Origin of the sequence: Actinomadura sp. KC06 (assembly GCF_004348735.1) — a bacterium.
Classification (GTDB): domain Bacteria; phylum Actinomycetota; class Actinomycetes; order Streptosporangiales; family Streptosporangiaceae; genus Spirillospora.
In genome coordinates this window covers 1-19,949 of record NZ_SMKT01000162.1, presented here as the reverse complement: position 1 = coordinate 19,949, position 19,949 = coordinate 1, and the positions used below count along the sequence as shown (strand labels likewise).

General features: G+C 69.9%; 28 protein-coding genes. 12 read left to right on the top strand and 16 right to left on the bottom strand.

Going from position 1 to position 19,949, the window contains the following annotated elements:
* Window positions 1-106: 106 nt before the first annotated feature.
* From E1287_RS34740 to E1287_RS34720, 5 genes are all read right to left on the bottom strand, one after another.
* The gene (locus E1287_RS34740; RefSeq protein WP_131969519.1) at window positions 107-334 is read right to left on the bottom strand and encodes a hypothetical protein; all 228 of its coding nucleotides are present in this window, start codon (window positions 332-334) and stop codon (window positions 107-109) included.
* 1 nt (window position 335) lies between these two features.
* Entirely contained in the window at window positions 336-1,205 is an 870-nt protein-coding gene (locus E1287_RS34735) for a hypothetical protein (RefSeq protein ID WP_131969518.1), read from the bottom strand.
* Window positions 1,206-1,415: 210 nt separating this feature from the next.
* Window positions 1,416-1,673 carry a hypothetical protein gene (locus tag E1287_RS34730; RefSeq protein WP_131969517.1) on the bottom strand — a complete coding sequence of 86 codons (258 nt, stop codon included), beginning with the start codon at window positions 1,671-1,673 and terminating at the stop codon, window positions 1,416-1,418.
* Entirely contained in the window at window positions 1,670-1,945 is a 276-nt protein-coding gene (locus tag E1287_RS34725) for a hypothetical protein (protein WP_131969516.1), read from the bottom strand. Before E1287_RS34725 ends, E1287_RS34730 begins: the two co-directional genes overlap by 4 nt.
* Entirely contained in the window at window positions 1,942-2,193 is a 252-nt protein-coding gene (locus tag E1287_RS34720; RefSeq protein ID WP_131969515.1) for a hypothetical protein, read from the bottom strand. Before E1287_RS34720 ends, E1287_RS34725 begins: the two co-directional genes overlap by 4 nt.
* Window positions 2,194-2,379: 186 nt before the next feature.
* On the opposite strand from E1287_RS34720, the gene E1287_RS34715 reads away from it, so the two are divergent.
* The 6 genes from E1287_RS34715 (at window position 2,380) to E1287_RS34690 (ending at window position 6,744) form a co-directional block, all read left to right on the top strand.
* Window positions 2,380-3,708, top strand: coding sequence for a transcriptional regulator (locus tag E1287_RS34715; RefSeq protein ID WP_243719636.1), 1,329 nt, complete (start codon window positions 2,380-2,382; stop codon window positions 3,706-3,708).
* A gap of 43 nt (window positions 3,709-3,751) precedes the next feature.
* Window positions 3,752-4,300: an NUDIX hydrolase gene (locus tag E1287_RS34710; RefSeq protein WP_131969514.1), complete on the top strand. Its 549-nt coding sequence runs from the start codon at window positions 3,752-3,754 to the stop codon at window positions 4,298-4,300.
* Window positions 4,281-4,880 (top strand): YdcF family protein, encoded by a 600-nt coding sequence (locus E1287_RS34705; protein WP_131969513.1) that lies wholly within the window; start codon window positions 4,281-4,283, stop codon window positions 4,878-4,880. Before E1287_RS34710 ends, E1287_RS34705 begins: the two co-directional genes overlap by 20 nt.
* Before the next feature lie 143 nt (window positions 4,881-5,023).
* The gene (locus E1287_RS34700; RefSeq protein ID WP_131969512.1) at window positions 5,024-5,446 is read left to right on the top strand and encodes a winged helix-turn-helix domain-containing protein; all 423 of its coding nucleotides are present in this window, start codon (window positions 5,024-5,026) and stop codon (window positions 5,444-5,446) included.
* Window positions 5,447-5,654: 208 nt separating this feature from the next.
* Entirely contained in the window at window positions 5,655-6,560 is a 906-nt protein-coding gene (locus tag E1287_RS34695) for a helix-turn-helix transcriptional regulator (RefSeq protein ID WP_165969346.1), read from the top strand.
* Window positions 6,535-6,744, top strand: a complete 210-nt coding sequence (locus tag E1287_RS34690; RefSeq protein ID WP_131969510.1) for a DUF397 domain-containing protein — start codon at window positions 6,535-6,537, stop codon at window positions 6,742-6,744. Before E1287_RS34695 ends, E1287_RS34690 begins: the two co-directional genes overlap by 26 nt.
* Here E1287_RS34690 and E1287_RS34685 read toward each other — a convergent pair.
* Complete coding sequence (locus E1287_RS34685; RefSeq protein ID WP_165969345.1) at window positions 6,737-7,504, bottom strand: SAM-dependent methyltransferase; 768 nt, start codon at window positions 7,502-7,504, stop codon at window positions 6,737-6,739. The genes E1287_RS34690 and E1287_RS34685 overlap by 8 nt on opposite strands.
* Before the next feature lie 314 nt (window positions 7,505-7,818).
* Between E1287_RS34685 and E1287_RS34680 the strand changes: the two genes are divergently transcribed.
* Complete coding sequence (locus E1287_RS34680; RefSeq protein WP_131969508.1) at window positions 7,819-8,973, top strand: methyltransferase domain-containing protein; 1,155 nt, start codon at window positions 7,819-7,821, stop codon at window positions 8,971-8,973.
* Window positions 8,974-9,030: 57 nt separating this feature from the next.
* Here E1287_RS34680 and E1287_RS34675 read toward each other — a convergent pair whose 3' ends face one another.
* The 3 genes from E1287_RS34675 to E1287_RS34670 form a co-directional block, all read right to left on the bottom strand.
* Complete coding sequence (locus E1287_RS34675; protein ID WP_131969507.1) at window positions 9,031-9,246, bottom strand: hypothetical protein; 216 nt, start codon at window positions 9,244-9,246, stop codon at window positions 9,031-9,033.
* A 50-nt stretch (window positions 9,247-9,296) separates the two neighbouring features.
* Window positions 9,297-9,473 carry a hypothetical protein gene (locus tag E1287_RS44215; RefSeq protein WP_165969344.1) on the bottom strand — a complete coding sequence of 59 codons (177 nt, stop codon included), beginning with the start codon at window positions 9,471-9,473 and terminating at the stop codon, window positions 9,297-9,299.
* A gap of 83 nt (window positions 9,474-9,556) precedes the next feature.
* Entirely contained in the window at window positions 9,557-9,880 is a 324-nt protein-coding gene (locus E1287_RS34670; protein ID WP_131969506.1) for a hypothetical protein, read from the bottom strand.
* Between the two features lie 186 nt (window positions 9,881-10,066).
* Here E1287_RS34670 and E1287_RS34665 point away from each other — a divergent pair, with 186 nt between their 5' ends.
* The 3 genes from E1287_RS34665 (at window position 10,067) to E1287_RS34655 (ending at window position 12,133) form a co-directional block, all read left to right on the top strand.
* Window positions 10,067-10,324, top strand: a complete 258-nt coding sequence (locus E1287_RS34665; protein WP_131969505.1) for a hypothetical protein — start codon at window positions 10,067-10,069, stop codon at window positions 10,322-10,324.
* A gap of 118 nt (window positions 10,325-10,442) precedes the next feature.
* The gene (locus tag E1287_RS34660) at window positions 10,443-11,402 is read left to right on the top strand and encodes a DNA-processing protein DprA (RefSeq protein WP_131969504.1); all 960 of its coding nucleotides are present in this window, start codon (window positions 10,443-10,445) and stop codon (window positions 11,400-11,402) included.
* 149 nt (window positions 11,403-11,551) lie between these two features.
* Window positions 11,552-12,133, top strand: a complete 582-nt coding sequence (locus E1287_RS34655; protein ID WP_131969503.1) for a ComF family protein — start codon at window positions 11,552-11,554, stop codon at window positions 12,131-12,133.
* Here the strand turns inward: E1287_RS34655 and E1287_RS34650 are convergent.
* From E1287_RS34650 to E1287_RS44205, 7 genes are all read right to left on the bottom strand, one after another.
* Window positions 12,130-13,236, bottom strand: a complete 1,107-nt coding sequence (locus E1287_RS34650; RefSeq protein ID WP_131969502.1) for a tyrosine-type recombinase/integrase — start codon at window positions 13,234-13,236, stop codon at window positions 12,130-12,132. The genes E1287_RS34655 and E1287_RS34650 overlap by 4 nt on opposite strands.
* On the bottom strand, window positions 13,233-13,370 hold the full coding sequence (locus E1287_RS44210; RefSeq protein WP_165969343.1) for a hypothetical protein: 138 nt from the start codon (window positions 13,368-13,370) through the stop codon (window positions 13,233-13,235). Before E1287_RS44210 ends, E1287_RS34650 begins: the two co-directional genes overlap by 4 nt.
* Window positions 13,370-13,732, bottom strand: coding sequence for a hypothetical protein (locus tag E1287_RS34645; RefSeq protein ID WP_131969501.1), 363 nt, complete (start codon window positions 13,730-13,732; stop codon window positions 13,370-13,372). The genes E1287_RS44210 and E1287_RS34645 overlap by 1 nt, the downstream gene beginning before the upstream one ends.
* Window positions 13,733-13,926: 194 nt before the next feature.
* The gene (locus E1287_RS34640; protein ID WP_131969500.1) at window positions 13,927-15,999 is read right to left on the bottom strand and encodes a cell division protein FtsK; all 2,073 of its coding nucleotides are present in this window, start codon (window positions 15,997-15,999) and stop codon (window positions 13,927-13,929) included.
* Window positions 16,000-16,052: 53 nt separating this feature from the next.
* Window positions 16,053-17,036, bottom strand: a complete 984-nt coding sequence (locus tag E1287_RS34635; protein WP_131969499.1) for a hypothetical protein — start codon at window positions 17,034-17,036, stop codon at window positions 16,053-16,055.
* Window positions 17,037-17,480: 444 nt separating this feature from the next.
* Window positions 17,481-17,921 (bottom strand): DUF1707 domain-containing protein, encoded by a 441-nt coding sequence (locus E1287_RS34630; protein ID WP_131969498.1) that lies wholly within the window; start codon window positions 17,919-17,921, stop codon window positions 17,481-17,483.
* Entirely contained in the window at window positions 17,914-18,069 is a 156-nt protein-coding gene (locus E1287_RS44205; protein ID WP_165969342.1) for a hypothetical protein, read from the bottom strand. The genes E1287_RS34630 and E1287_RS44205 overlap by 8 nt, the downstream gene beginning before the upstream one ends.
* An 83-nt stretch (window positions 18,070-18,152) precedes the next feature.
* Here E1287_RS44205 and E1287_RS44200 point away from each other — a divergent pair, with 83 nt between their 5' ends.
* Together E1287_RS44200 and E1287_RS34620 are read left to right on the top strand one after the other, a co-directional pair.
* Window positions 18,153-18,389, top strand: a complete 237-nt coding sequence (locus E1287_RS44200; protein WP_165969341.1) for a hypothetical protein — start codon at window positions 18,153-18,155, stop codon at window positions 18,387-18,389.
* Window positions 18,390-18,921: 532 nt separating this feature from the next.
* The gene (locus tag E1287_RS34620; RefSeq protein WP_165969339.1) at window positions 18,922-19,821 is read left to right on the top strand and encodes a hypothetical protein; all 900 of its coding nucleotides are present in this window, start codon (window positions 18,922-18,924) and stop codon (window positions 19,819-19,821) included.
* Window positions 19,822-19,949 lie beyond the last annotated feature (128 nt).

Here is a 19,949-nt window from a genome sequence, read left to right as displayed (position 1 = left end):
TCTGATGTGTATAAGGGACAGGCGTTGTGTACATGGGTCCTCCCGACGCGCTCTGGGGGCTGGTGCCGTGGCCCCGGGCGCGCGCCGCCGGCCCGGGCCACGGGGTCTAGGGGTGGCCGCCCCGTGATCGGCGGCCGAGGACCCGGCAGCCGCCGAGCCTGCGCTTGAGCCAGGGGCCGAACCAGGGCCGGGCCCCGGTGTGGGTGCGCCACATGGGCATGAGCCACGTCGGGGTGAGCCAGGTGGAGTAGTAGAGGACCTGCAGCAGCTTCTCGTCCGGGCCGTCGTCCCGGCGGTCCCGGTCGTCCAGGCGGCGCTCGCCGTTCACACCCATGTCACACCCACTCGAAGTACTCGGCGTGGTGCAGCGCGGTGGTCTCGTAGGTCGAGACCACCCCGTCGTGGTCGCCGGCCTTCCCGGTGGCGATCCGGCGGTACCCGGTCACGGCTTCGCACATGTTGCGGGTGACCCAGAACTGGTCGGTGCGGACTCCGCCGTGGTGGCCGGTTGGTGCGAACAGCTCCTTGTCCGCCACCGGGTCGTCCAGGCGCGCGGAGATGAGGTTCGCGACGTCGAACAGGTCACCGTCACTCAGTGTCTGCGCGACGAGGGGGTTCCCCAGCCAAGGCCCGTCCGGGCCGATCCGGCGGTGGCAGCGTGCGGAGCGGTTGTAGGGCGGGACGGCGCACCAGTCCGGGTCGTCGTCGGCGACACCTTGAGAGTTGACGTCGGCGCCGATCACGCCCATCCCGCCGTACCGGTAGAGGCGGCCGATCCACACCTGAGCCTCGATCGAGGCTTTCTGCACCGAGTACGGGATCAGATGCCCGGTGAGGGCGGTGAGCGGAACCTTCACCTCCGGGTCGGCGATGATGTCGAACACGCCGACGCCGAACCCGTGGTGGGTCTCGTAGGCGTACTTGGTCTCCCACTGCCGCCACCGCAGAACGTCGGGGCGGAACATCAACACGGTGTGCGCCCCCGACCTGGACGGTGCGACGTGGGCGCGCATGCCCAGGTCGTCCTCGGCGTCGGCCTGCAGGCGAGGATCGCTCATCCAGCCGTGGGCCTCCTGGCCGAACAGGAGGTCGGGGTTGACCTTCCGGATGATGTCGACCTGGTCAGGCCACCGGTCGTCGGGACGGCCGCGGCTGTCCGTACGTCCCGCGTACTGGAAGTTGAGGGACATCGTGGTGAGCAGCATGTGGGGGGGCTCTCTATGGTCAGGTCGCCCAGGGCCGGGCGAACGATGGGGGGTGTGCGCGGGCGGGCGGACCGAGGATGCCCGCCCGCGCACGCTGGGGGATGGGTGCCGTGTTGAAGGGCCGACGCGCCCCGACGCCACGGGGATTGCCCGGGGCGCGCCGCCCTGCCCGCGCCCCTGGCAGCCACGTTTGACCAAGGGGCGCGGGAGTCACCGGGATGCGGCCTGCAACTTGCCCCAGAGCTCGGCGGGCGTTTTCGCTTCCAGGGCCGAGGGGTCTTCGTTCGACAGGTCCTCGCGGTCCACCGTCGTCCGAGTCGCCCACCAATTCCCCCGGTCGGTCTTGATGATCGACCAGCCGGGGAACGCGTCCTTGAACATCTGCTTGAGGTCGCTGTCGTCCTCCGGCAGATCCGGGACGCTCGCTGCCGCCGCGCCGGGAATGGTCTCTGCGCCGAGCTGCGTCACCGGACGCACCGCCCCGACGTGCCCGTGCCCACCGCCCGCGCGGCGCCCTCGGCGGCGCGCTGCGCCTCCATCTGGAGCGCGCCGTCGATCAGATCCCGGAGCCCCGGCGCGGTCTCCGCACGCATCACGATGTACCCGCCGCCGGCCGGGCCGCCGAACTCCTTCCGGGTCGCCTCCCACGGCGCCCGTAGGCACGGGTCATACCGGCACGCGAAATCGGGGAAATCTTCGAGTAGCTCGGCGAGGCTCTTAGCAGGTTCGGGCGGGGTCACGATTTTGCTCCGGTCTCGATCGCTGGGTGAGGCGCGGCGGCGCCGCCGGTGGGTCGTGGGGACTGCTCGTTCAGGAGCGCGCGGAGCCCGTCCTCGGTCTCGGCGCGGAGGGTGTGGACCTTCCCCTCCCGCATCTCCGATTCGGTGAGAAGGCGATTGCGTGTGGCCCACCAGGTCGTGGCACCGTCCAAGGCGGACGTCCAGACCTCCCATTCGTCGGGCTGTGCTTGGCGGGACCGGTCGGTCATCGGCTGCTCTCCTGCGGTAACGAGTTGGTGCCAGCCAAGCCCGAACTCGCGCGAGCGGGGAGGTGTGAGCGGATGCAGGTGATGGCGAAGGGTTCACACGGGGTGTGAAAGAAGTGCCCGCGATGCGCGCCGCACCTGGTGGCCGCGCTCCTACACTGCCGGTAACCACCAGCAAGGAGGCGCGTCGTGGCCGAGGCGAATCTGCTGCTAGACGCCCTGATCGACGAAGCCGGGATGTCCTACGCCGGGCTGGCAAGCCGACTCAACCAAGGCCATGCGAGCCGGTACGACCACGCGTCGGTGCGGCGCTGGATCCGCGACAACGCTATCCCCCGAGGCGATGCCCCGGAACGGATCTGCCGAGTCCTAGGTGCCGCTCTCGGCCGGGCGCTCACACTCGCCGACATCGGCATGGACCGCGCCCAGCACGGCGACCTGTCGGACACGCCGCTGCGAACGGCGATCGACCAGGCCGCCGCCCTCTGGCGCGGCGACCACAAGCAGCGCGAAGCCGTCGAGCAAACCCGGATGCTCGCGGGCAACGCGGCAGTCGCACCGGTGTTCACGTGGGAGAACCCGCCGGACGACATCGACGTCTCCCACCGCGGCCCGCTCGCGGTCGGCTCCGGCGACGTCGCCCGGGTCCGGGCGGCACGCGACCGGTACGAGCAGATGTACCGCCGCGTCGGCGGGATCCCGGTGCGACCGCGTATCGTCGCCTACCTCAACAACCAGGTCGGGCCGCTGGTTCGCGGCGGGTACGACGACCGCACCGGCCGGGAACTGCTGCGCGCGACCGGCGGGCTCGTCGCGCTGGCCGGGATCTCCGCCTACGACGCCGACCGCCAGGCCCTCGCCCAGCGGTATCTGCTGCATGCCCTGCGGATGGCGAAGGCCAGCGGCCATCGCGGGTTCGGCGGCTACTGTCTGGCGCTGCTGGCCAACCAGGCGATGTACCGCCGGGACTACCGGCGCGTGCTGCAGTACGCGCAGACGGCGCTGCGCGGCGCAGGCGGGCACCTGTCCCCGGCGCTGATGGTGGATCTGCACACGCTGCAGGCCAAGGCGTACGCGTGGATCGGCGACACCCGCGGCAGCCACCGCCACATGACCGAGGCCGAAGGCATCCAGATCCGGCCGGAGAACGAGCCACCGGAGACCGGGTATGTGCAGCCCGGCCTGCTGGAAACCCAGCACGCCGAGGTGCTCCGCCGTCTCGGTGACCTTTCCGCCGCCGAAACCTACGCCGAGCAGGCCGTCCGCCCTTCCAACGGGACCCACCTGCGAGGTCAGGCGCACCGGCTCGCGACCCTCGCGCAGGTTCAAGGGGACCGCGGCGACGCCGAGCACGCCGCGGCGACCGGGCAGCGGATGCTGGACCACACCGAGGGCATGGAGTCGGGGCGGCTACATGACCGCGTCACCGGCCTTTCCCGTGCCCTCGCCCGCTACGACGCCGCCGACGTGCGCGCGTTTCGTGAACGCGCCGCACTCCAGCTCCACCGCGACCAGTAGCGTGACGGGCGATCCGCGCCCACCGGACAAGGGAGCCCGTACCGTGCGCTGGAAGGTCCATTCCGAGAAGCCGCTCTACACCGACCCCTGGCTCGACATCCGCCTCGCCGATGTCGAGATCACCGGCGGCCGCCACCTGGACCACCGCGTCATCCGGTCTGAGGCGGGCGCCGGCGCGGTCGTGGTCGACGCGCAGCGGCGGGTCCTGCTGGAGTGGCGACACCGGTTCATCACCGACGCGTGGGGCTACGAGATCCCGATCGGCGGCGTCAGGGACGGAGAGGCGCCCGAGCTAGCCGCCGCACGCGAGGTGGAGGAGGAGACGGGGTGGAGGCCCGGTCCGATGCGTCCGCTGACCATCGTGCACCCCACACCGGGCATCAGCGACAGCCGCCACTACATCTTTTGGGCGGACGGCGCCACCCACATCGGTCCACCGGCCGAGGATTGGGAGGCAGAGCGGATCGAGTGGGTGCCGCTCGCCGACGTTCGTGAGTTGGTGGACGCTGGGAAGATCGTCAGCGGGACGAGCATGGCCGCCCTGCTGCTGGCCGCCGCCGCTGAGGATCTGGATGACCGACGTCAAGCCTGAGCAGTTTCCTGAGATCACCCGGTTCGTGGACGTCGAGGCGCCGCCGCCTGCCGGCGAGCCGACCGCGTACTTCCTCTTCGGGACCAACCAGCTCCCGCCGGTAGAGATCGCAGCCGCGCGGTATCACCAGGGGCTCGCTCCGCTGATCATCGCGACCGGCGGCGTCAACCGGCACAACGGGATCGTCGAGGGCCAGGTGTTCCGGGAACTGCTCACCGAACGGGGCGTACCGGAGGACGTCATCCGCGTCGAAGACCGCTCGGCGAACACCTGGCAGAACGTGGAGTTCGCCCTCCCCTTCGTCCGCGAGGCGCTCGCCGCCGGCCTGGCGGTCACGGCCGTGAGCAAGTGGTACCACCGCCGCGCCATCCACGCACTGAAGACCGTCGCCGCCGAGGTCGGCGCCTTCCACGCGATCGGCTGGGACCCCATCTACTCCGGCAAGCCGGTCACCCGGGAGGCTTGGCCGGGCATCCCTGCCGGGAAGCGGCGTGTGATCCGCGAGTGGGACGAGGTTTCTCGCCGCGTCGCCGACGGCAGCTTCGCCGCTGCCGAGCGGCTCGACGGCGCCTGGCGCTGATCACATCCCGGGGACGCCCCCGCGGGCCTTCCGGCCGTAAGCGCGGGGCGTTCTGCGCTCCGGGTGTCCGCCTGAGCAGTGGTGTCTTGTACGTACATACGCACAAGTGATCTTCGTGTGTGCTGTTCGTAACGTCGCGCGGCATGGAACACCGCCCCGTGGATCCAACGTCGGACCGGCCGGTCGTCAAGCAGGTCGCCGACGACCTCCGCGCGCGGATCCGAGACGGGGAGTTCCGCCCCGGTCAGGTGCTCCCTGCCGAATATCACCTCACGGAGTGGTTCCATGTCAGCCGCGCCACCGTGCGGGAAGCGCTGACGATCCTGCGCGGCGAGGGCCTGATCCAGACAATTCCCCGGGTGGGGACGAGGGTCCTTCCGGAACGGGACAAGACCGCAGTGCCGGTTGCGGCAGGTGCAGAGATCTCAGCACGGATGCCGAGCGAGGCTGAGCGCCGCGAGCACCAACTGCCGCTCGGCGTGCCGGTCCTGGTCGTGACCCACCCCGACGGGACAGAGCAGACGCTGCCGGCCGACCGGTTCACGGTCGTGGCCGGAGATGACTGAAGGGGCGTCTGGAAGCGGGCGTCACCACGGGCCCGGGGGATTGGGTGGGTAAGGTCCCGCTTCCAGAACCTCCCCTCGAACTGCCTCTAGGGTCACATCCCTCCCCTTGATTCGCAATATGCAAGTCAGCTTGAATTTTGCGGATCTTCCTAGGGTTGCGGTCTCCCGACTAGTCTTGAGATCACAGACAGACCACGAGGAGCCGCCCATGGCGACGCGCCACAGCCCTACTGTCCGGCTGCGGCGCCTGTCTCTGGAACTCCGGCGGCTGCGTGAGCAAGCTGAACTCACCCTCACCGAGGCGGCACGAGCCGCAGAACTGCCCCAGTCCACTCTCTCCCGTGCAGAGACCAGGCAGTGGCGGCAGCCCAACCTGGCTCACATCGCCCGTCTCCTGGACGTGTACGGAGTCAGTGAAAAGGACCAGCCCGAGAAGCGCGTCGAACTGCTGAAACTCGCGAGTGAGGGACGGCGGCGCGGCTGGTGGGCCAACTACGGCGGCGTCAGCCAGGAGTACTCCACCTACGTCGGGCTCGAGGCCGAAGCCACTGTCCTGCGAAACTTCGAGCCCACGATCATTCCCGGCCTTCTGCAGACGGCGTCCTACGCCCGTGCGCTCATCTCCGCGCGCGCGCCGCACCTGCCGCCCGAGGCGATCGACGAGCTGGTCTCGCTTCGTGTTGAGCGGCAGCATCGGCTCTTCGGTGAGGATCCGATACAGATATGGGCGATCATCTGCGAGACGTCGCTGCGCAGTCTCGTGGGCGGCACTGCGGTCATGGTGGAGCAGCTCATCCGCCTTCACACGGTCGCGCAGCTCCCGTACGTGAAGCTTCAGTTGCTGCCCTTCAGAGCCGGTGCCGTGCCTGCCCAGGGCCCGTTCGCGATCTTGACGTTCGCGGATCCGGTTGATCCGGAGGCCGTCTATCTGGAGACGCCGGGCGGAGACCTGTGGGTCGAGGACGCTGAGGGTGTCGCGCGGTTCCTGGGGAGCTGGGAGAGGCTGATCTCGGTGGCGATGCCGGTCCCCGATACGCTGACGGTGATCGCCGCACGGGCGAAGTATCTAGACGCAAAGGGCGGCAGGGGTGCGAACGACGATCAGCTGGCGTAAGAGCTCGCACAGCGACGCCCACGGCCAGTGCGTCGAGGTCGCCGCCGGCGGTCGCACCGTGCTAGTCCGCGACTCGAAGCACCCGGACGGCGACATCGCCTTCCTGCCGCCCGCCGCGTTCGCTGAGCTGCTCGCCTCCATCAAGGCGGGCCACCACGACCTCGGGCAGGGCGAGTTCAGGTGACCTTGCCGACGCCCGCCAGCAGCCGCTGAGGCGTGAGCGACACCTCGGTATCCGGCCGCCACCGCTCCACGTCCACCAAGCCCGGCTCCAGCAGCTCCAGCCCGGCGAAAGCCGCCTCGATCTCCGCGCGGTGCCGCACGGTCTGCTGCGGAAAGACTCGGGCGATTCGGCTCAACATCTGCGGGTCGCTTCCCTCGATAGCCACGTGCGAGATCGCCAGGTAGCTGCCCGGGGCCAGCCACCGCACGTACGGGGCTACCACCTCGGCCGGCGGCTCGGGCACGTAGTGCAGGACCGCGGACATCAAGACCGCTACCGGCTGCCGCGGATCGAGAGTCTGCTCCGCTGCCCGTAGGACGGTGTTGGCGTTTTGAGCCGGGGCGTGCACGTACGCGGTGAGGTCGTTCTCGGCGAGTAGCGCCCTGCGATGCGACTCGACGATCGGATCGTTGTCGACGTACACGACCCGGCTGTCGGGGTTGATCCGCTGGGCCACCTCGTGCACGGCCTCAGCTGTTGGCAGACCAGAGCCGACATCGAGGAACTGGTCGATCCCGGCTTCGGTCAGGATCCGCACCACGCGAAGAATCCAGGCGCGGTTGGAGGGCGCCAGCGTGGCCAGGGCGGGCCAGTCCCTCAGGACGCCCTCGGCCATCTGGCGGTCGGCAGCGTAATGGTCGGAGCCCCCGAGTACGTAGTCGTAGACACGAGCAGGCGAGGGCGTGTTGAAGTCCCCGCCACCAGGCCGAGGTTCAGGCATGCAGCAGATCCTGCCACGGTCCTTACGGACGGCCATAGGATCGTGACCGGACGTGGCCGCAACTCTCACATAACCTGACACGCTACGCCCGTCAGTCGCAATGTAAGGAGGTCGGAGCGGCGGGCCACCACACCGGATACAAGTCTCACCGTCTGGTCACTACAAGCCCCGGTACCGTCCCCGACGAAACCCCCCGAGCAGACGACGGAGGCGGCCACCATGGGGAAGCACGGCGACAAGTCCGAGGGCGACTCGCACCAGCCGAGCAAGCCGATCCCACCGCCGGAGAAGGATGAGAAGGGCAAGGGTAATAAGTGACCACCCCCACGGCGGCCGCCGCACGAAAGGCCGCCACCGACATCGAGGCGCTCGCCGACGCGCTCCAGGCCCGCGGCGACCTCACCGACCCGCGGATCCGGGAAGCCCTGCACGCCGCCCCCCGGCACCTGTTCGCCCCGGCCCGCGGCTGGTGCGCACCGGACGGGCCCGGGCCGCGCCGCGTCGTCGACGAGCGCACCGATCCGGCCGGCTGGTGGACCGCGGTCTACTCCGACGCATCCATCGTCACGCAGGTCGACGACGGTGCCGGCGACCCTGCTGGCGGGACCGGGGAGGCAACGTCGTCGCTGTCCTCGCCCGGCGCCGTCACGGCGTTCCTGGAACTGCTGGCCATCCGTCCCGGCGACCGGGTGCTGGAGATCGGCACCGGCACCGGGTGGACGGCCGCGCTGATGACCGCGCTCGGCGCGGACGTCACCACGATCGAGGTCGACCCTGCCCTCGCCGAGCAGGCCGCCGAGCGGCTCGACCGGCACGGGTACGGCGTGGAGGTCCTCGCCCAGGACGGAGCCGCCGGCGCGCCCGGCCGCGGCCCCTTCGATGCCGTGCACGTCACCTGCGGCGTCACCCGGGTCCCGTACGCGTGGGTGGAGCAGACCCGCCCCGGCGGCCGGATCGTCGCGCCGTGGATGCCGGAGTGGGGAGATGGCCACAAGCTCCACCTGACCGTCACCGCCGACGGCGACGCCTCCGGCAGGCTCGCGGGCGGCGCCAGCTACATGATGCTCCGCAGCCAGCGCACCGCCTTCCACGTCCCGGACGGCGGGGCCGGGGTGCGGGAGACGGGCACGAGGCTCGACCCGCGGCAGGTCGCGTTCGGCAGCTACGGCGCGGACGCCGCGATCGCCGGGCTATTGCCCGACGTCATGGGCGTACCCCGTGACCGTGACGGCTTCGAGCTGGAGTTGGCGGACGTGGCCGGCACCTCGTGGGCGCGGTGCCGCCAGTCCGGCACAGGTGAGCATCGCGTGCTGCAGGCCGGTCCACGCGACCTGTGGGACGACGTCGCCGACGCCTACCAGCGATGGACGGACTGGGGCCGCCCTGACCGGGAGCGATTCGGGATGACCGTCGGCCCCTACACCCAGATGCTGTGGCTCGACGACCCCGCCAACCTCCTCACCGCGTAGGGCTGCGACACGACTAGAGCCCGGCCCCGACAGAGTCGGGGCCGGGCTCTTGTTCGATCAGACGTGGGCGGCGCTGGTGACGATGCCGTCCTCGGCCGCCACCTTCAGCGCGGCCGGGGCCGCGCCGATCGTAAAGCCGCGGCCGGTGAGGGCGCGGATCGCCCTCGCGGGGGAGGCGGCCGCCTCGATGATCCCGTCGCCCGAGATGATCCCGAAGAACGCGGGGGACTTCGCGGTTCGAGGGGCGGCGAGGGTGATCGTGGTCGTGTCCACGGGGGCTCCTTCCTGGGCGGAGCGGTCGCCCGCTCCGCCCTTGGGCGCGGTCAATCGGCGCTGGTGACAGCGCCATGCGCGTCCTCGCGGGCGAGGATGTCCTCGGCGATGTGCGAGGGGATGGCCTCGCCGGTCTCTTCGTCGTAGTACTCCCACAGCTCCCGGTCCCACGCTTCGGTCGCGTAGTTGTAGATGGCCTGGCCGGTCATGCGAGTGCTGATCTTCACGTTCCGTTCCTTTGCCTGAGTGAGGGAGGTGTCCCTCCCGGAGCCCCTGGTGGGGGCTCCGGGAGGCGGGCGTCGCCCGGGACCTAGTCCCAGGTGACGTCCGCGTGGTGGCGATGCGCCCAGGAGGCGATCTCCTGGAGCTGCACCAGGACCCGGGCCAGGTGGCCGGGGTCGCGGCCGCCGTAGGTGACACGGCCGTCGGTGAAGGCCGGTGTCCCGTGCGCGTCGTCGGTGGCGACGTCGAGCAGGCCCTGGGCGACCAGGGTCCGTCCGAGGAAGTCCTCGGCCGGTGCATCGCCCCAGGGTTCCTCGGCGGGAAGCCCTAGGAGCTCCAGGACCACGCGGGCGTTGCCGTTATGGAGGTTGAGCTCCGGGCCGCCGAGGGTGGTGGTGAAGGTGGTGGACATCGGGTGCCTCCCTTGTGGTTGGTATCGGGTGGGCCCCGGCTCGCGCCGGTCCCGGGAGGCCCGTTGTCCGCCTCGGGGGCGGTCCACTGTTGAGTTGTTGTGTAGCTACACATTAACAGGAAGCTTGTAGCTACGCAATACTTGTGCGAAACTCACCTCACGGAACCCGACCAACCAGGAAGACTCATGAGCGAGACCGTCCCGCCGCCTCTGAAAACTCCGACCAGGCCCATCCGGGTCCCCACGGTCATGTGGGACGCCTACGGTCGCGTGGTGAGCCGCCTCGAAACCGACCGTTCCGCACGGATTCTCGAGCACATGGCTGCAGACATCCGCGAGCACGGCAGCGCTCAGGACGTCGCAGACCTGGAGCAGGGCCTGCGTGAACTCGCCGAGCGCCGGGCACGTATGCACCAGGGTCGGCCACGTAAGACGCAGGGCTGAACAATGCCCAGAACACGTTCCGCCCCGAGGCGCCAGCGCAATCTTGACGACAATGGCTGGTATCGCTGGTGCTCAAGGGCCATGATGACCCGCAAGCCCACGATCTGAGGACCGTGCAATGCCCGTGACAACGTCTCAGCAGAGGGACCTGCTGACGCTGTGTGCGCTGCGGGTGGACGGCAAACTCCTCGACTGGAGCATGCTTGCCCGATCGTGCCAAACGGCAGATGCGCTCGCCGCGGTGATGACAGGTGAGCTTGTCGAGGACTCCAGGGCCGCCCACCGCGGCCGGTCCATCCTCCAGGAGGGCCTGCGTGACCTCACCCAGGCCCGCGCCCACGTCGATACTGAACTCAGGGCCGCCGACCAGGCCGGCGCCCAGCTGATCACTGTTCTGGACGAGGAGTACCCCGCGAATCTCCGCCTCGTCCCCAACCTTCCACCGTTCCTGTTCTATAAGGGAGAGCTCGAGGTCGGCGATGCCCGGTCCGTAGCCGTCGTCGGCACCCGTGCAGCTTCCGAGATCGGGCGGTCCCGCGCAGCCCGCATGGCCCGCGAGCTGGTCGCCGAGGATGTCGTCGTGTTCAGCGGCTTGGCGGCCGGAATCGACACCGCAGCCCACACGGGCACCCTCGAGGTCGGCGGACGCACCGTAGCCGTGATGGGCACCGGGATTGCCGCCAAGGTCTTCCCCGCGCAGAACCGCGGCCTGGCGGAACGGATCCTCGAGGAGGGCGGCGCGCTCGTCTCACAGTTCTGGCCCACAGCCAACGGCGCGCGATGGACCTTCCCTCAACGCAACGTGGTCATGTCCGGAGCGACCATGGGCACGATCGTGATCGAGGCGTCCAGCACCTCGGGCGCCAAGCTGCAGGCCCGCATCGCCGCGGAGCACGGCAAGCAGGTGTTCCTGCTGCGGTCATTGGCTACCCAGGAACCATGGGCCGCAGAAATGATCACCGCCGGGCGAGCGGTCGAGGTCGCCGAGGTCGCCGACGTGCTTGGGCGCCTCGGGTCGGCTCAACGGGTCCAGCAGGCGAGCCAGCAGCGACTCCAACTCGCCCTGGGAGGGCTGTGAGCACTGACCCCCTTCCGGTCCCGGCGGGATTCCCGAACTGCCATTCCTGCCCATTCTTGATCAACGGATTTCCCGCACTCTGCGTGGCATGTGCGGGAGCAACGCTTCCTCCCTTAGGCGAATCACGTTGCGCTGTCTGCAGTCAGACCGTGGCCGTCGGCGCCCCTTGTAGCAACACCATCTGTCGCTGGCACCCCAGCGTGCGGGGCTTTGCAAAGGTGGATGCCATCGCGATGTTCTCATCGCCCCTGGACGCCGCCATACGAGCGTTCAAGTACCAGGCAGACAAAGCTGCATGGGCCTACGTCTTCGGCCGACTCGTACTTGGCTGGCTGGAGGCGCACGCCGACGACGTCGCAGATGTTGACCTGATACTCGGCAACCCAACTCCGGTGAACCGACAGCCGGTCCAGCACATCGAGAGAATCCTGGCCGCGGCCGCTGCCGAGGACACGATAGGGCGCTGGCCGCTGGCCCCCTACCGGGTCCTGGTCAAGCCGGAGCCGACCCCCCGCTCTGCCGGGGGTAGCTGGCAGGCGAAGATGTCGGCGGCGCGAGAGCATGCGGCTGCGCTGCGGCTCAATGAGCCGGTGACGGGCAAACGCATCATTCTCTTCGACGACATATTCACCACCGGTGCCCAGACCTCGCAGGTCTCCCTGATGCTTCGTCAGGCCGGCGCCGTCAGCGTTCGCGGCCTCGTCCTCGCACGCACTCCCTGGGGGAGTTAGTCGGCTCTGTTGATTCGATCGACAGCAGCCCGCATTGCCGCCGCCGGCCGCCGGTCGTAACCAGCCGTCGTCGATGCTGATGCGTGGCCCATGAGCCGCTGCACGGTGGCCAGGTCAACGCCGAGATCGAGGAGTCTGCTGGCGAAGGTCCGCCGGTAGTCGTGTGCGGTGACGTCGGGGACGCCGGCCTGCTCGGCGCGGCGGGTGACGACTCTGCCGACGCCGTTGGAGGTCATGTGCGCCGCGGTGACGTTGCCCCACCGGTCGAAGGCGGGGAACAGCGGGCCGCGTGGCTGGGCGGCGACGAGCCAGGCGCCGAGCTGTGCGGCTGCGGTCTCGGTGAGGTAGACCTCGCGCTGGTTGTCGCCCTTTCCAGTGACCAGCAGGGTCCGGGTGCCGGGGTCGTAGTCGTCGCGGCGGGCGTTGGCCAGCTCCTCGCGGCGGCAGCCGGTGGAGTCGAGGGCCGCCAGGAGCGCAGCGTCGCGTATGCCGATCAGGTCGCCGTCGGCGAGCGCGGCGTCCACCATCGCCCGATGCTCATCCGGCGAGATGAACCGGCCGGGCGCGACGCGGACGCCCTTCACGCTTTTGATCTCGCGGGCGCGCATGTAGTCGTCGGCGCCGATCCGGCCGAGGAGGAACGCCTGCTTGAGCGTCATCCGCAGGGCGACCAGGTGCTTGTTGCGGTAGGACGGTGCCCACGGTGAACCGTCCGGCTTGGTCTGGGCCTGGAGCATCGCCCGGATCACGGCGGTGTGTTGGTAGCGCAGTGCCGCCCAGTCGAAGTACTGCCCGGCCGGTTGGGGCGGTTCGATGTCGAGGTGGACGGCCCACAGCCCGGCGATGCGGTCGAGGCAGCCGGCCATCGCGCGGCGGCTCTCGCCCTCGGCGATCGTCGCCAGATACACAAGGCCCGGATTCTCGGCGGGCGGCGGCGCGGTCGCCGCGGTGAGGATCAGGCCAGCCCCATCAAGATCGTGTTCCGGGAATTTCCGTTCCCGTGCCCCCGCGGGCTGGAGTGACTCGGCCGGGCGCAGGACGAGGCCGGACAGCCCGGAGCCGGCGTCGCTGCCGGTCCCGGGCCGTGTCGGTTCGTCGGTCACGGGCGCCTCCGATTCGTCACGGCGTGAATGGCGGCGAACGCCGCGGCGGCGGTAACGCCGGCGACGACGTGCTGGGTGGCGAGCCCGGCCGCGAACGCCGCCCAGGCGAGCGTCGGGGCGGGCTTGAGCCCCATCACCGGCGCTTCCTGGCCGTCGAGCCGCGGCGCGAGGTCCGCTTGCGCGCGGCGGGGCGGCGGCCGGTGTTTCGCCTGCGTGCGGCGGTCGTGGAGCGGAGTTTCCGCTTGTTCTTGGTGGCCTTCTCTGAGGCGCGGACGGCGAGCCAGCCGACGAGCGCGGTGATGATGAGCGCGACGGCGGTGATGATCGTGAAGCCCATCTCGAAGACCAAGGCGAGCGTGGTGAGGCCGGAGATTCCGGCCCCGGCCCAGGCTGCTTTGGCCTGCGCGACGGCGGCTTCGCGGTTGTGGGACTTAACCTTCGTCCCGTCGCTGCGGGTGTGGGATCGGACTCGGGTTGTCCGTTTTGCGGGTGGCATGTTGATCTCCTCAAAGGGCCATGACTGGGTGGTCACGTGTCCGGTTTGGGTGCCTACCTCAATCGGCTCCGGTAGGCGGGGGTCTCTACGCCGGTAGACCCCCCGGTAGGTGCCTCTGACCTGCGAGGTAGGCACCGGTAGAGGGGGGTTCCAGGGACGGCCGGGAGGGCCCCTGGCGGGCCGGTTCCGGGCGGTCACGGCGCGCCCCCGTACATCTCCGCGGCGGCGATCAGGTCCGCCTTGTGCCAGCCGTTGCGGTTGACGCCGTCGATCTTCACCTGAGTGGTCGAGCGGTCCACGCCGGCGGCCGTCAGTTCCTCGGCGAGCCGGTCGGCGTCCCAATTGCCGTAGACGTCCTCGGCGAGGTTGACCAGCTGGTTGAGCAGCGTGGTGGTGTGCATCCGGTTGGCGTGCCGCATGACGGTGAGCGCGTCGGCCAGCGCCTCGGGGATGACGTCCTGGCCCTCTCCGGCCAGGACGTCGTCGGCCGCGTCGCCGCTGAGTGTCGCGGCCGCCAGGCGCAGTGCCCGTCCGCGTTCGCAGATCTCGGCGAACTCGGGAACGGTGGTGTAGTCGGTGAGGACCGTGACGAAGTTGGATGGGCCTGTGACGAGCACGCCGACGCCGACGTGGTCTTCGGACAGGATCGAGGCGTCGGCGCCCTGCGCGGCCTTGCCCTTGCCGAGGACCATGTCGGAGCTGGCCCGGTCGATGACCTGCGTGCTGTAGCGCTGGGAGATCGTCTCTCGCAGCCGGGTAGGGACCGAGTCCGCGTCCGGCCGCTGGGACGCCGCGTTGAGGATGTAGCCAGCGGCCGGGCCGCGGCGGGCGATGCGGCACAGCCGGTCGACCAGGGCCTCTCGGCGCTCCTTGCTGGAGATCGCGGTCAGGTATTCCTGCAGCTCATCGATGGTGATCAGGTTCAGGTACAGGCCGTACCGCTTGACGAGCTGCGGTGTGAGCTTGCCGTCTGGGGCGAGGTGAGTGGGGATGGAGCCGAGCTTGCGGTAGGTCGCCTCCATGTCGGCGATGACCTCGTCGAGCATGTCCTCAAGCGCGCGGACGGCGTCGGGTTCGGCGCCGAGCACCATGCGGTGCGCGAGTCGGCGCATCGGCCGCCAGTCGGCGCCACCCTTGCCGTCGGCGAGCCAGTGCCGCACTGTCGCATCCAGCGCCCCGGCGGCCGAGAGAAGCCGCTGAGCTGCGGTCTTGCCGCGCCGTGGGAGGCCGCCGAAGAACATCGACTGCCACATGATGGACAGGCCGATGCGGTTGTGACGGGCGTCGCGGCCGAACGGGATCGGGTCCCACAGCGACCAGGAGTCGGCCTTGACCAGCGGGGATGGGGTGGGCTGGTCCTGGAGGTAGGGGTCCTCGTCGCACACCCACATCGAGATCCGTCCGGCGTGGCCTCCCTGCGGGGTCCGCACCCGCCGCATGTCGAGCTGGATCTCGTCGACGCCGAGTTCGGCGGCGATCTTGTCGCGCAGTTTCAGCGCGTCGGCTGCGGACTTTCCCGAGCCTTTGGGCAGGTCGAACAGGGTGGACCAGCCGGCTCCGTCCTTCTGGGGGCGGCGGACGAACACCAGGCGGGGGGCGTCTTCGTCCTCGTCCTTGCCTTTCAGCAGGCCAACGGCGCGGAACGCGGCGTTGATGTCCTCGACGTTCAGGTCGAGACGGACCGGGACGTCCACCTCGTCGAGGAAGCCGGTCTCGTCCTCGGGGCCGCCGTGCCAGGCCGCGACCGCCCAGGCCAGCAGCCCTTCGACCCACAGCACCGGATGGGGGAGCAGCAGGGCCTGTGCCACAACGCCGGCGGTGACGGCGGTGGCGGTGCCGCCCGCGATGATGCCGCGGATCCTGACGTGGTCGTTCCGGGCGTGGAGCAGGTCGAGGTAGACCTTGTACTCGGCCTGACCGGCGGCGTGTATGCGCAGGTCGCGGGACTCGCCGAGGGTGATCCAGTCGGCTAGGGCGCGGCTGCCGCGGTAGAGCCCGACGCCTCCGCCCCAGCCGAAGCGCCACAGGTACCGGGGAGTTCGGAGCGCGTGGAAGGCGGCCTTGTAGGCGGCGCGGCGGGCTCGGACGTCGGCGCGGGCCTTGGCGATCTCCCAGTCCCGCACCCAGTCCGGTAGCAGGGCCGGAAGGTCCGCCCGGACGACGACGCCTTCGAGTACGTCGCCGTCCTCGCCGACGCCGGTAGAGGGTGGCTGCTTCTCGGGTGCCTGGGGGCCGGGTGCCGGTTCCTCGTCCAGGTCGACGGGCACTGGGATCTCCCTGTCGTGCGGGGCGCGTGCGGGTGTGCGGGCTGTGCGGCGGGTCAGTAGTCGGTGCCTGTGCGGTCCGCGCGCTCGGGGTCGTCGCCGTCCGCATGCGGCTCGCGAGGGCGTGCGGCCTCGGCACGGTCCGTGCGGGCGACCTCCGTGCGGGCTTCCTGCACGCGGGCTTCGCACCAGCGGCGCTTGAATCCCGTGCGGGCCATGAGGTCGTCGTAGTCGGGCTCCCAGGTGCGGCCGTCGGCGCGTGCCGTGCGGATCTCGTCGGCGATGCGTGCGGACCATTCGGCGCGCGTGGCCGCACCGTTGATGGAGGTGACCGTGGCTCCGCGTGCGGCTGCGGCGTGCGGGCTGTCGTGTGGCGCGGGGGATGCGGGCTCACGCTCGCCTGCGGGTGCGGGCGGTTCCGCGTGCGGGGCGGGGAAGGTCTGCGGGGCTTCCTGCGTGCGGGGCGTGGTGTGCGGACGTGCGGGGACGGGGGTGTGCGGGCCGTCCGTGCGGCGCGGTGCGGGGACCGTGCGGAGGAGTTCCGTGCGGTGCGGGTCGTCGGTGCGGGGTGCGGGCGCCGTGCGGGCTTCGGCGTGCGGGATGTGCGGCGTCTGGTTCGCGCGGTGTGCGGGCAGCCCCGGCCGGAGCAACTCGGCGAGCGCGGCGATCGCCATGAGGTCCACCACGATCGGGGTGAGCACAGCGGGCTCGTTCACGGACGTGAGCGGGATCGGGTCGGGGACGGCGTGCTGCAGCAGGTCGAAGATCCCGAGGAAGGACAGCGCGAGCGCGCCGATGACGAGACCGAACGTGAACGCGCGCCGCCATCCGTCGACGAGTTCACCGCGGGCGGCCTGGAGCGCGACGACGTGGGACTGCGCGGCGGCCAGGACGACGGGCCCGGAGCCGTAGAGCAGCGCGAGGGGGGCGTCGAGACTGGTGTGGTCCACGCTGTGAACGGTGTTGAACGACAGGCTGATCGCGCCGGCGAGGACAAGGACGCCGGTGGCCCACGGTCGTTCGGGATTGCGCTTGCTCATGATCGGCCCCTTCGGGTCGGTCGCTCGTCTGGTGATCGGACGGTGCCCGGCCCTGGGCGCTGCTGTGTCGGTTGGCCCCGGGCCGGGTGGGCATGGCTTCGTCTCGGCTAGAACGGGGGTTCGCCGCGCCCGAGGCGGCCGCGGGTGACGCCCAGGAGCAGGCGCCTGCGGATGCCCATGCGGGAGTAGAAGCGGTCGCGGCGGCCCATGCGGCGCCGGTTGCGGCGGAGGGCGCGGACGCGGTGTTCGGCGGCGCCGCAGCCGCACAGGGTCGCTCCGGAGCAGTTCTCGGGCGGCTTGACCGGGTTGAGGGTGCCGACGGTGAAGAACCAGCCGCGGTCGCTGCAGGCACCGCATCGTGTGGCGGGGCGGATCCGGATCGGGGGGGGGTCGCCTCGATACGGCGGCCGAACAGAGTGAATTTCATGGGCCTCCTTCGGATGGTCAGGGCAGGTTGCGGAGGACGTGCGCGAGCTGGCTGCGGGTGCGGGCCTGGGTGGCTTCGGTCGCACGTGCCTCGTGTTCGTCTGCGGTGAGGTGCCCGGTGGCGTAGCGCTCGCCGAGCAGCTCGAGGACGGCTTCGCGGTCGGCATGACCGACGCGCTCGTCGGGGTCGCCGTAGCGGAGCGCGGTGACGCCGTCGGTTGGCCGAGGGCTGGCCAGGATGTCGGCGCGGCGCTGCTGCTCGTCGGCGCGTAGGACGGCCCGGTCCTGCGCGATGTACGCCCGGGCCGTCAGGACGGTCGAGACGACGATGACGGCGTAGAGGACGCAGACGGGGACGGTCAGGTCCCGGGTGACGTAGAGCAGCGCGGCGGACAGGAGGACCCCGCCGAGCAGGCTGCGCGCCGACGTGCGCGGGCGGACTTGGCTGCGGCTAGGCATGGGGGGCGCGCCTCTTCGCGGCCGTGGTGGCTGCCGTGACGGTGAGAGCGACGAGGACCGCGTAGACGGTGATGGCGAGCGCGGCGGGGACGCCGGCGACGACGCTGACGGCGACGAACGCCACCACCGACGTGGATCTTCGGGACATTGCGGATCTCTTTTCGTGCGGGCTTGCCCTGTAGCGCCACTGTAGGTCAGGCTGTAGCTACAGACAACCGCACAGGAGGAACCATGAGAGGATCGGCCTTGCCCCTAAAGATGATCGGAGGCGACGTGGCCGATACGCCGTTCCGCCGCGTCCGCATGAGCGATGACATGTGGGGCCGGTTCGGCGAAGCCGTCGCCAATGCAGAGCCTGAACTCGACCGCTCCAAAGTGCTGCGGGAGTTCGTCCGCTGGTACATCGGCGAGACTGACGATTTGCCGAGACGGCCGGCACCAAAGAACGGCGACACCGACACTCGCTGATCTCGTGGGGCATCAGACGTGCCAGCACCTCGTCTACCGGATCTCCTGCGAAGAGTTCGAAGCCCTTTGGGGGCGTTCGCGCGGACGTTGTGAGATCTGCGGTGCTCCGGAGTCAGAGGTTCCTGGCAGCAAGCTCTTCATCGACCACGACCGCCGCATTTCGCTCTGTTACGCCGTTCGCGGCATCCTCTGCGCCAAGTGCAACAGCCTTATGCGCTATGTGGACAGGGGAGAGAAGGCGAGTGCAGAGGCCGAGCGATACCAGCGGAATGCCTGGCATCTCACCCATCCACCCACGTACTACTACGCGCCGCACCCGAAGGCGTCTCCTTCCGCATGGAGGGCTTACGAAAGGCATCAGGCACGCCGTAACGCCCTCGGTCGCACCTAGCTAGAGCACAGCTGTCACCCGAGCAGCCAATCCCGGCCCACATCCGTCGACGCCCTTGGTCGTCGCGCCATCCACTTACGCCCTGACCTTGGGTGAACTCCGCATGCCTGAAAGGCCGCGCACCTGATGGGAGCGCAGAACGTGAAATCCGCCTACGCCACCTGGGCTGGCAAGGTCCCGCCGCTGTCGATGCAACTGCTCATCTACATGGCTCTGATCTCGAAGGACTCCGACGATGAGCCGTGGTTCGGGCAGGGGCACGGCGCGCTCGCCGAGCACGCCCTCGGCCGGGAGGCGCCGATCGAGGAGAAGGACATCCGGGCCGTTGAGCGGGCGGTCGCGCCGTTGCTGAAGGAGGGCGCGATCGTCGCCGACCGGCGTCCGGCGCCGAGGTCGGGCGGGTCCCGGACGGTGCGGTACCGGCTCGCTCTTCCGCGGGGCGACGCCCCACGGAAAACGGTGGACGACCCGGACGTCCCACGGAATCCGGCGGATGAACGTCCCACGGTTTCTGGTGGAGACGTCCCACGGAATCCGGCGGAACGTCCCACGGAATCCGACGGGACGTCCCACGGAAACCGTGGGACAGAGGAGAAGGAGGATCCAGGAGGAGAGAGAAGAGGAGTCAGTCAGGCCGCGGACGAGCGCGCGGCAGCCCGCCGCCTGCACAGCCGATACGGACTGACCGATCTCGAGTCCGCCGCTGTGGTGAAGGAATTGAGGCGGCGGTCGCCGCGCCCCATCAAGCATCTGATCCCGTACATGGACGGCATGGCCGAGGGCGACCTGGCGGACATCGTCGAGGCCGTCCAGACGGCACCGACCGCGCCGCCCCTCACGGCCGTTGCGGGCCAGGCCACTGCCGAGAAGCCGCCCGCGCCGGTCCAGCGGCCGATCCTCGCAACGATCAAGACACCCCTCACGCCCACCGAGGTGGACGAGCGCGGCCTGCCCGCCGTCGACGAGCGCGCGGCAGCGCGTGAGCGCTTCCAGGAGATCAACGCCCAGCGGAAGCCGGGCCCGCAGCAGCAAGCCAACTGACCGTACGCAACCGGTCGTATCCGGTCAGTTCGATTCTCACTACGGAGCGCGTCTGATGTGAGACGCTCCGTTACGGAAGGAGGAAAACATGGTTAAGACCACACCCGAAACCCCCACCCCCAGAACCC